The sequence below is a fragment of the Paenibacillus sp. CFBP13512 genome (assembly GCF_005233705.1).
Taxonomy (GTDB): domain Bacteria; phylum Bacillota; class Bacilli; order Paenibacillales; family Paenibacillaceae; genus Saccharibacillus; species Saccharibacillus nuruki.
The window spans coordinates 1-11,728 of sequence record NZ_QGAD01000011.1 but is presented as its reverse complement, the minus strand read 5'-3'; the positions used below and the strand labels follow the sequence as shown (position 1 = coordinate 11,728).

Sequence of the window (11,728 nt, the reverse complement as noted above, 5' to 3'; positions counted from 1 at the left end):
AACATTTAAACCGATAATAGACAGAGTGTCTAATGTTATCTGCGTTTAAGGATGATATAATTAATAAGATTAAAAGTAGAAGTAACTTGTCTGTAAATCATTATATTTTGACGTTCATCTTATGTTTTTGCTTTATTATTAAGGAGGATTGCTATGAATTGTAGCGGTTGTAGTTATGTTCAACCTATAGAAGACCAAGGAACAGTGTCCTTGCGACCGCTTTCTCCTTCTCTTGAAACTCTAATCCGACAACAATCTTATGATACGTATATCATGGAAGATATTTGTTCTATTTCATATCAGTCAAGAGGACAGATGCTTGATATTATGCAGTGGGTACGAAGTTTACCTGAAGACATTACATCATGTGTATCTGTAGGTTTGTTGGGTTCAGACGATATTGGTGGAGAGCCTGTGTGGCTTTCATTGTCCGTATTTGTCACCCGTTTGCAACATGATGATGTTGTAGAGATTATTCGGAAAAAGCAGTTTACCAGCCATATGCAACCTATTGTGGATCAACATGAGCAAGTGATCGCATATGAATTTCTTCTGCGTCCGATTCAAAATGGCCCTACTTTTCAGCCGTATCGGTTATTCGATATCGCACGTAAAACAGGATTACACTCTTTTCTAGATCGTGCGGCTCGCATCTCAGCGATTGAGGTCAGTGCTGAGCATTTACAACCGGGAATTAAACGGTTTATTAACTTTTTACCATCCTCTATTTATAACCCACAATATTGCTTGAGCCATACGTTTGAAGCAATAGAACGCCTTGATCTCAATCCAAAAGATTTTGTGTTTGAAGTGGTGGAGACAGAGAATATTATCGAAATGCCTAAATTGCAAAATATTTTTGACGTGTATCGTAGCAACGGGATATCGGTAGCACTGGATGATGTTGGTTCAGGTTATTCAAAGCCTGAATTAATCGATTATCTTCAACCGGATTATGTCAAAATAGATCGCAGTTTGATTGATCATTGTGATACTCATCCTGAGCAACAGCAAAAGATTATTCATATTCTTGAACGTTCACAAAAGCACGGTTCAACTGTATTAGCAGAAGGCATCGAACGCCGTGAAGAATACGAATTTTGCCGTAGTATCGGTATTGAGCTAGCACAGGGATACTTGTTTGGGAAACCATCTGATTCTCCTAATCTTCAATTAGGTTAATAGTAGTATGTAAAATTTATTGAATAAGTTTAACTACTAATAATAGTTTGGAAGAAAATGAAGCTATATTAAAATCTCTTTATATACTAGTTTAACTTAGTATATAAAGAGATCATTAGTTAAGTATTTAAAATAAAATTATTTTACAGGTGTGAACGTTGTTACTTGGGAATATGAAGTATGATAATCAGCATAATCAGTGGTTACTGCTTTGACTCTCATATTATTATCAGCCGCATATATAACTTCTGCTCTTGAATTAGCATTTGCTGCTAAACTTGCTGCCATAATAACAACTGATGCATAAGGAACTTTAGATAAAAGACCACCTAAAGCAGTTGCGGATATAATAGCAGGTGCACCAGTAGAAGTGCGCATGAAACTAGCCATAGCTTTAACTTGAGAAACACTTAAATATTGAGTCGAAATTACTACGCGTGCGGGTTCAGCTGATACACTGCTTGTCAAAGGTGCCATAGACGTTAGGCCTAAAGTAATTGCAGAGGCGATGATTAATTTTTTTGAAATATTTTTCATAAATTACAACTCCTTTTATACTAATATTTAATTAAGTGGCTATTATATAGTGATTTAAACATAAAAGTCAAATTTTACTTAATAAGTAAAGTGGAATAAAGGAAGGGATACCTTTAGGTATCCCTTCCTTTATTTAGCCTTTTAAAGACTTCAATTCTTCGTAAGCGGCAATGACTTTATTGTAGTCTTCGCTGTCTTTGGCAAATCCAGTAACGTCGCTTACCACAGGGCCGAAGCCTTCAGCTTGGATACGTCCTTGTAGTTCAGCAGATTGAGGATCAGCTGTGTTGTCATAATGGAATGCCGCGGCAATTCCTTTAAGCAAATGATCACGACTAAGATCGAATTCAGTCGCCATTTTTACAGGGCCTACAAGACGATCGGCTTGTCCTAATTTACGTAAAGGTTCACGTCCAACACGAATCACTTCATCACGGATATATGGATTTTTGAAACGAGTTTCAATTTTATCGATATATTTCGCATGTTCATCCGCATCAAAGCCATGTTTTTGCACAAGAGCCGCGCCGCTTTCTTCCATCGCAGGGCGTACAATCCCGCGTACACTTTCATCTTGAATACTTTGATCGATCGTTTCTAGACCTTTCAAGAATCCAATATAAGCGGTAATTGCATGACCTGTATTGAGTGTAAACAATTTACGTTGTACATAAGCAACCAGATTGTCTGTCAATTTCATGCCTGCAATTTCAGGTGTACCGCCTTTAAGTTTAGGCTCTTCCACAATCCACTCATGGAATGCTTCTACACCTACATCTAGAATACTGTCACCCTGGAAAGGAGGAACGATACGGTCAACAGAACAGTTAGCAAATCCTACATGTTCCTCAGCATACGCTTTGCCTTCTTCTGAAAGGTGAGTCAACACTTGCTCTTGTAGATGGCTTGTTGCGCCTACCATGTTTTCACAAGCGATAATATTCAGCGAACCGCCACCAGCATTACGTCTAGCTTCGATCCCTTGTGCAATCGTGGGTGCGATAAATTTCAGTACGTTAGGACCTACCGCCGTAGTGATAATATCTGCACTTGCGATTTCATCAACAATATCTGTACCGTTAGACAAACAACCGGATACATTGGTAATCGTTTCAACACTTTTTTCCAGATCTAGAATATGAATTTGGTAACTTTTTTTCTCATTCAATTCGTTGATCATCTGTTCGTTAATATCTGCAAACACCACATGGTAGCCTGCATTTGATAATAAAGCACCAATAAATCCACGTCCGATATTTCCTGCACCAAATTGAATAGCTTTTTTCATAATATTGCACCTCCGTAAGTATTTGTAGGTAATCGTTCTATCCAAAACAGAACAATGCCTTCAGATGTAGCTTATATAAGCAAAAGTAGATATAAACAGGTTAAATCAGCAACGAAATCGCTGCTGATTCAACCGGAATAACTATAGGATTAGATAGAGAATGTGCGATAGATTTCTTCAGCATCTGTTACTTTAGCTAAATGTTGTACAGTCGCTTCATCTTCAATCGTTTCTGCAATTTTAGTGAGGATTTGAAGATGTTCTCCACCTGCACCTGCAATACCGATGACAAGATAAGCAGTACCGCCTTCAAATTCCACACCATTTGGATATTGAAGAACAACAATACCGGATGTTTGAATTTGTTTTTTCGCTTCACCGACACCATGAGGGATCGCTACACCGTTACCGATATAAGTGGAAGCTACTTTTTCACGCTCATGCATCGCTGCAATATAGTCATGTTTGACATAACCAGCGGCAGCCAGCATTTCGCCTGCTTTGTTAATCGCATCTTCTTTAGAAGTGCTGGTAAGACCTAGAACAATATTCTCTTTACGCAAAATACTAGAGCCTGCATTAGAAGTTGTTGTTGTATCTTGTACCACATGTGGAGCATTGTGACTCAATACATTACTGACTTCTTCTTTCACACCCGCAGCATTATCTGGAATCGAAGAATCTGCATTGCCTGCTGTAGCTGCTTTGAGACGTTCAATCATATCATCATAGATCGGATTGTTAATAAAGTTATCAATCGATACATGCTGTGCATTTGGCGCTTTGCCTTTCGCACGGCTGGTTAGATTTTGCTGTGTAACAACGATATCTGCATCAGAAGGGATCGCATCGATCGCTGTGTTAGTTACGTTAATAGGCAAGCCGGCTTGTTGTACTTTTTTACGGAAAGAAGAAGCACCCATAGCACTTGAACCCATGCCTGCATCACAAGCAAATACGATTTTGCGAACTTCACCTGTTTGAAGATCATTAGCCGATGTCAAAGCAGGACCACCAGCGTTACCGCCAGACTTCATGTTTTTAGAAGCGGCTTGCGCTTTTTCCAAATCTTCATCGCTTGGTGCTTTGCGTAAGAAGATCGCTGAAAATAAGAACGATACAATTGTTGCAGCTGCAATCCCAGCTAAAACATGAATATAATCTCCTTTAGGAGCCATACTCATAATTGCGATAATACTACCTGGAGAAGCTGCACTACGTAGACCAGAACCTAATAACACATTTGTAAATACGCCAGCCATACCACCAAGAATAACTGATACAAATAAAATTGGACGCATCAATACATAAGGGAAGTAAATTTCATGAATACCCCCAATAAATTGAATAAGGATAGCACCTGGTGCAGAAGCTCTAATAGTACCTCTACCAAAGATCCAGTAAGCTAATAACACACCTAAACCAGGGCCTGGATTAGCTTCAAGCAAGAAGAAAATAGATTTACCTTGTTCTAATGCTTGTTGTGTACCTAATGGTGTAAAGATACCATGGTTAATCGCATTATTTAAGAATAGAATTTTACCTGGTTCTACAAAGATAGAAACCAATGGTAATAGATCATGAGCAACCAGGAAGTTAACACCTATATTTAAAATGTGTGTGAAGACTTCTACAAGAGGTCCTACACCTGCATAACCAAGTAAAGCGAGCAACATACCAAAAATACCAGCAGAAAAGTTATTGATTAACATTTCGAAACCAGGCTTAATTTTACCTTCAATAGATTTATCAAATATTTTGATTACCCATCCGCCCAGTGGACCCATAATCATTGCACCGATCAACATTGTAATATCAGAACCTGCTATTGCTCCCATTGCTGCAATAGCACCAATAACACCGCCTCGATGATCGGCAACTATTTTACCGCCACTATATGCAATCAGTATAGGTAGTAAATAAGTAATCATTGGCCCTACAATTTTATTGAAATCTGCATTAGGCCAGTAACCATCTGGAATAAATAGTGCTGTCAGTAGACCCCAAGCGATAAATGCACCGATATTCGGCATAATCATAGCACTTAGAAAACGTCCGAACCCTTGAACGCGATCGCGAGCACTTTTTCTTTCTTTTGTAGCTGTCTGCACAGAACTCATAATTGTTCGACCTCCATCATATATTGTTCAATTTTGCGAGTGTATAAATCTTTCATTAGGCTAGAAATTTCAGCTGTTAATTCGACCGCACTACCCGATACAACTCTAGTGACAAAGCCAGGGCGATCAATCAGTGATTTACTGACTTCGTTGACTGCTTCCAAATAGGACTTACTGCTGTCTTTAGGAGCAAGCAGTACAATTGCCGCATACAGATCAACCGATTGTGAAGCAGCTGATATCGGATGTGCAAATCGCATCACGCCTAAAAATAGTTTGGGTACGACAGAGGAACGACAATGTAATAAAATCAATCCATCTTGTGAAAGTACCGTTTCACCTAATCGTTCACGTTCATGTAATTCTTGTTCTAATACGTCTGCTCGTTCAGCAGAAGCTGTAAAAGTGGTGGCTATCTGATGAATCAAGTCAGTCACAGAAGTAGCACTGTATCCATCTCTTATCGCTAATCCTTGCGTAAGGTCTAAGATGCCTGTCAGTGTTTCTTTGTGTGTACTTAGCGTTTCGGTTAAGCGCACACTCGGATGGATCGATTGTTGTAATTCATGCTGTGTATGATGAGAAGTATCTAGCTTGGATAAAGCTGTTCGAATATCGATAATGTCTTCTGATGAAAGTAAAGGCGATACACGTACCGTTGGAATCACACTATCTACTTCTACGGTCGAGATAATAATGTCAGCCCGCTTTTCTAAGCGAACCGCTTCAGAAGAAGAGACCACATCAATAATTTGCAGTGTTGGGAACTCACGCTTGACTCGAACAGATAACAGACTGGACGTCCCCATACCACTTGCACAAGCGATTAAGGCTTTAAATGGTTTTTTCTGAGCGGCGGCATATTCAGACATAGCTCCGATATGCATTGCCATATAGCCAATCTCTGCTTCCGGTACTTCTTTACCTGTAAATTGAGCAAGTAATGTAGAACACTTACGTGCCACTTCAAAGGTAGGACCATATTGTTCTTTGATCTGAGCAAGTAGAGGATTACGAATATCTAAACCCAATCGTAGACGTTCTACCGCAGGCCCCAGATGATTGATAAATCCGGCAAATAACTTGCTGTTTCCTTTGAGCTCGAAGCCAGTTTCACTTTCCGCCATTTTCAGAACATCCCGGGCAAGCTTGACCAGTTCAAAGCTGACATGCTCATAATAGGGATCAGATTCGACACTTAGTCTGGTTTCGGCGCCTTTCAAATGCATGGTGATATAACCCATCTCATCTTCAGGAATCATAATATCGAAAGACTGTTCTAACTTGATCGCAAGTGTACGTGCTGTTTCAAATTCACTTAGTTGCTTAAGCTCATCCAGTATGCGTGGAGCAATTGTGATACGTTGCCCTCTGCGAATACGTTCAATCGCCAGTGCTAAATGAACAGCAAGCCCGATATACGCGCTATCGGTTAATTTCATATGCATTTCACGTTCCAGATCACTCAAGTACTGCTGAAGCTGGTTCATCATTCCATCATCAACCAGGTTCAGCAGGCGGTTGCGGATATGGAATTGTACGCGTCCCGGTTGTTCTTCGGTAGGGAAACGGTCACGTACCAGATGATTCAACTGATATTCATCTACACTTTCATATAGCAGATGTACCAGTGCAGAACGGATACTACTTTCGGTTCCTTCAATATAGACACCTAAGCCCGGTCTGCGAATCAATGTAATCTCAAAAGCTTGAAGCCATTGTTCTATTCGATCGAGATCGTTACTGAGTGTGCCTTCTGTGACTTTGAACTGTGAAGCAAAGGTGTATAACTTAATCGGTTCTTTGGAAAGTAAAAGTTCACTAATAATGAAGTAATGCCTTTCTTCACGGGTGTAGTCTTTCTTCGGTGTCTGTTCTTCCAGTTCTTGCTGTACAATAGCCAGATGTTCTGGACTACCTTCCAGTGCAAGTCCTGTACCCGGTTTGCGAATCAGGGTTAGCTGTCTTTGATGCAACCAGTCTTCAACGCTCGGCAATTCACGCTTGACCGTTTTCTCACTCACATCTAGATGATCGGACAAGTCCCTGATTGTAATATAGTCACCATGAGAGGCAACCAGAAACTGTAGCATCATTGTGAGGCGAGCGGTCAGCTTCTCCAAAATCGATATCCTCCTTTCCAAAGTCCGATTGAAAACGATATCATAAACATAGGGCTAAGAAATAAGAACTAGTAGTGAATACTTCAAAGTTTAAGGTTTTAAGATGAAGATATCAATTGAAAGATGATACGATTTGTCCTTTGTGTATAAGGGACAAAGGTAAAGAGGGAGCGAATAAGCAGCGAAAAGCGAATGACGAAAAAGGATAAATTGAGATCTCTTTTTCAAAAAAAGGGTGTAAAAAGTCGCATAAATCTGTAAAAGATATTCGACAAAAAATGATAAAAATTGAATTGAAATACTAAACAATGTATAACATAAACCTAAATAATACTTGTTGAAACACTTGAATAAAATGTAAAAAAAGCTTATCTATTTGAATATCGGAACCTTGTTCTCAATACTTAATATAAAATTTAATACTCTATATGTTATTGCAAAAAAGGGGATCCTTCTATCTAAAGATGAAGCGAATAAATACTTTAAAATGATAAATGATATGCATAATAAGAGATCGTCTACCGCTGATTACATATGGAATAGATTATAAAAAAAACTATAAAAAAGCCTACTTTCTATAAAGAAAGCAGGCTTTTAACATATAGGTAGTTCCTATATCTATCGAGTTTAGGATTGAACAGCTTTTAAAATAACAAATGCAAAAGCAGGTAGCTGCTCTTCTAAACGTCCATTTTCAACTTGAAGTGTGGTGTGATCCAACATATTTTCCCACTGTGTCGTCTTCACATCAATACTTACTGTTACAGGTTCAGAGGAGCTATTCATTGCGATGACAAATGTATCTTTATCATCAGAACGCTCATAGATGAGTCCATTATTACCTTCTTTGGCATGCAAGAACTTAAACGTACCTTGACGTAGAGCCGGATATTGCTTGCGTAGCGCAATTAATTGTTGGTAAAAAGCAAATAACTCTAAATCTTGATCTTTTTCATCCCAGATCATACAACGACGGCAATCTGGATCATTATCGCCTTCCATTCCAAACTCATCTCCATAATAGATACAAGGAGTACCACTATACGTCATCTGGAAAGTTACCGCTAATTTGAGACGATCTTTATTGCCTTTAGCGAGTGTGAGCGCGCGAGCGGTATCATGGCTATCTAGTAGATTGAACGATACCTCGGTTACTTGACGAGGGTAGCGTGACATCTGTGTCCCAATCGCATGAGCAAAAGTTAATGCATCGGTAGTATCTTCAACAAAGAAATCTGTTACCGCATTTTTGAACGGATAATTCATTACAGCATCGAATTGATCGCCTTGTAACCATGGAGAAGATTCATGCCAGATTTCGCCCAAAATATAGACGTCTGGATTGATACTTTTCACCGTTTGACGGAATTCACGCCAGAAATGATGATCCACTTCGTCCGCAACATCTAAGCGCCAACCATCGATTCCAAATTCTTCGACCCAGTATTTCGCTACATTGAGTAGATACTCTTTAACTTCTGGATTTTCGGTATTCAGCTTCGGCATCAATGGCTCAAAATCAAATGTATCATACGTTGGAATACCGTCTTCTACAGCTAACGGGAATTTACGTACATGGAACCAATCTTTATATTTGGATTGTTCGCCTTTTTCCTGTACATCGACAAATGGAGCAAATGTTTTACCCGAATGATTAAATACCGCATCAAACATCACTCGAATCCCTTTATCATGGCAAGTGGTAATTAATTTCTTCAATGTTTCTTTATCCCCGAAATGAGGATCAAGTTCCATATAATCTTCTGTATCGTATTTGTGATTAGTCGTTGCTTTGAAAATAGGAGTCATATAAATCGCATTGATGCCAAGATCCGTTAAATGATCTAAATGATCGATAATCCCTTGTAGATCACCACCGAAAAAGTTAAACCATTCTGGCTTTTCGCCCCATGGTAAGGTGTCTTTAGGGTTGATGGATGGATCTCCATTAGCGAATCGTTCCGGGAAAATCTGATAAAAGACAGCATCTTTTACCCATGCTGGTGGTGTGAATACATCGACTGGATTGATAAATGGAATATCGAATAAACGATCCATTTTCGGCTCTTCTTTGCCAAATTTATCTTCATCCATCCAAATTTCTTCGTCATCATTTTTAAGAAGAAATCCGTATTTGATACGGCGGAAAGGAGGAACAACTTCACATTCCCAATAATCGAACCAATCATCTGTTGCAAAAACATGCATTTGTACACGTTCTTTGGACTTTTCCCACATGTATTTGTCTCCAGCCAGAGCCCAGACTTCTTTGACATCCTGCTTTTTGGTACGTAGACGCAAATGAATCGTTTTGAGATCATAAGGATAGCCCCAATTCAGCTTGGGACGATGATAGACAGCTTCGATTAACATAGATGTTCCTCCTATTAAAATATGTATGATAGTGCTTTTGCTCTATCGATTTATACCCGAAAAAGAATTGATGGAACCAATTAGTTAAGCTCTACATCGGCGCAGGTCTGTAGCTTATCTATTAGAAGAAATAGAAGAATAAAAAAGGTTACGATAACAAGCCATATCTAAGCTTATTATCGTAACCAAATTGCTGAAGATCAGAAATTATTTATAAGCAGTCATCACTACTCATAAAAGATACTTGTATATGATCTGTATTGAATATATAAATGAAAGGTTAACTTTACACATCTTTCGGCAACCATTCAGGGCGATTAGATCCTCTAGGGACAAGTACAGTGTTGTAATGCCCGGGTGTCTCAGACATTTGAACTTGATCGGCTACACCTTGATAGTCTCCACAGACCGTTTCTGCTGTAAATAAGTCAGGATCAAGATACAGATGTTCGTCCGAAGAACCTGCTATAGTATAAGCGTAATCTTTATCAAAAATACCCATCGACATCAACCATAACGATACACGACTAAGCGAAATGTGTACTTTATAACTGCCACCTTCTTGTGTTCTTCTGGCTAATGCCGCCATTGCGCCAGCAGCAGCGAGCCATGAGATAATATAATCGTTAACCACCAAAATAGCGGGTAATTGTGGTTTCTCTGGTGTTCCTTCAAGACACATCACACCTGTCACTGTTCCAGCCGTCTGATCGAATCCTACCCGATCTGCCCAGACACCGTCTTCACCATGAAGGGAAACCGATACATGAATAATACCTGGTCGAATAGCAGCAGCTTGCTGAGGATCTAGTTCAAATCGATTCAGATATGAAGGTCTACGATTCGCAAAAAAGATATCCGCATCTTGAAGTAATGTTTGCATTTTGGCATGACCTTGAGGTTCGCCAATCTCTAAAGTAGAAGAACGCATACCTACACTAGAGGTGTAATAAGTGGTATCTACTTCCCAATCGGATGGTCGCCAGATATTAAGTACATCTGCACCTTGAAGAGCCAGTGCACGTCCTATACCTGCACCTGCAATCACATGCCCCATTCCCAAAGCACGTATACCTTCAAGTGGAGAAGATACACCTTGAGACAACGGTTCAGGCTCACTTTCACCGATTTTTTCAATTTGAATAAGCGGTAATTTGGCAACATCTGCAAATGTAGGCTCTTCGATAAATTCTTCTAATGTACGTGCCATTGGCATCACTATGCCTACTTTAGCAGCAGCATCTTCCAAATCTTTGGCATTCCATGTGGAGATGGCTTTGGCTACAGCTTCCGGTGTATCAGCACAATCTAATAATTTTAACGTATTGATTTTGAGCTTAGGATAAGGTTCAAGTGGCATCACCCAGCGATGATCTTTCGTTTCATAAAAGCCAAATTTGAGTGCTTGACTAGGATCGGAAGGGCTAGCAGGTGAATATCCATTTAATTTCTCCCATTTACGATCATAAAAAGGGGATAGGCGATGTAGAATTTTACGCAAATCCAGTGAAATATCTTGTCCTTTACCCCCACGAAGTCGCCAGAGATGAGCTGCCGCTACAGACTTGGCAACCATTCCGATTCCAGCAGAACTAGCTAAACGCAGTACGCTAGGGACAATCGGATCTTTCCCTGTAAATGAAATTTCTCCGCCACTATCTGCGGAAGATAAGCCGATATCTTGTAATACTTTTTCCAATTCTGCGTGAATATCAAAGTCCGTATGAGTAAGACGATTATGCTGAGCATCCAAAATACGTTGTTTCATATGATCAATCGTATTCATTTCTATATTTGTGGTATCGTTCATGATTGTCACTCCATCCATAAGTAAATGTATACATATAATTATAAACTTACCCAAAGTGACACTCAATAACCAGTGTGATAAGAAATGAGGACAAAGCCACAGGTAATCAGTAAATGTGCATAAAGTATAATATTAAATCTTTAATTTAGTTGTAACTTTTATTGAATATTTAACTTTTATCTTTAGATTACGTCTATAAATTTGTAAACATAAATTAAGAATAGAGGTGTAAGAAACTAAAATTGAAATTCTATAAAACTGGTAAAGGATTGAATGACATTGAATTTTTTAAATA

7 protein-coding genes are annotated in these 11,728 nt (G+C 39.1%); 1 reads left to right on the top strand and 6 read right to left on the bottom strand.

Annotated elements, in window-relative coordinates:
- Positions 1-153: 153 nt before the first annotated feature.
- A complete protein-coding gene (locus PaeCFBP13512_RS15735; RefSeq protein WP_137224396.1) occupies positions 154-1,182 on the top strand; it encodes an EAL domain-containing protein in 1,029 nt (342 codons plus the stop codon).
- Between the two features lie 138 nt (positions 1,183-1,320).
- On the opposite strand, the gene PaeCFBP13512_RS15730 is transcribed toward PaeCFBP13512_RS15735, so the two are convergent.
- From PaeCFBP13512_RS15730 to PaeCFBP13512_RS15705, 6 genes are all read right to left on the bottom strand, one after another.
- Positions 1,321-1,719: a hypothetical protein gene (locus PaeCFBP13512_RS15730; protein WP_137224394.1), complete on the bottom strand. Its 399-nt coding sequence runs from the start codon at positions 1,717-1,719 to the stop codon at positions 1,321-1,323.
- A 133-nt stretch (positions 1,720-1,852) separates the two neighbouring features.
- Positions 1,853-3,007, bottom strand: coding sequence for a mannitol-1-phosphate 5-dehydrogenase (locus PaeCFBP13512_RS15725; protein ID WP_137224391.1), 1,155 nt, complete (start codon positions 3,005-3,007; stop codon positions 1,853-1,855).
- Positions 3,008-3,156: 149 nt separating this feature from the next.
- Positions 3,157-5,127, bottom strand: a complete 1,971-nt coding sequence (locus tag PaeCFBP13512_RS15720) for a PTS mannitol transporter subunit IICBA (protein WP_137224388.1) — start codon at positions 5,125-5,127, stop codon at positions 3,157-3,159.
- Positions 5,124-7,250, bottom strand: coding sequence for a BglG family transcription antiterminator (locus PaeCFBP13512_RS15715; protein WP_069329585.1), 2,127 nt, complete (start codon positions 7,248-7,250; stop codon positions 5,124-5,126). Before PaeCFBP13512_RS15715 ends, PaeCFBP13512_RS15720 begins: the two co-directional genes overlap by 4 nt.
- 627 nt (positions 7,251-7,877) lie before the next feature.
- Positions 7,878-9,623, bottom strand: coding sequence for an alpha-glycosidase (locus PaeCFBP13512_RS15710; RefSeq protein ID WP_137224385.1), 1,746 nt, complete (start codon positions 9,621-9,623; stop codon positions 7,878-7,880).
- Between the two features lie 286 nt (positions 9,624-9,909).
- Positions 9,910-11,433, bottom strand: coding sequence for a CoA transferase (locus tag PaeCFBP13512_RS15705; RefSeq protein WP_241669407.1), 1,524 nt, complete (start codon positions 11,431-11,433; stop codon positions 9,910-9,912).
- Between the last annotated feature and the right edge of the window lie 295 nt (positions 11,434-11,728).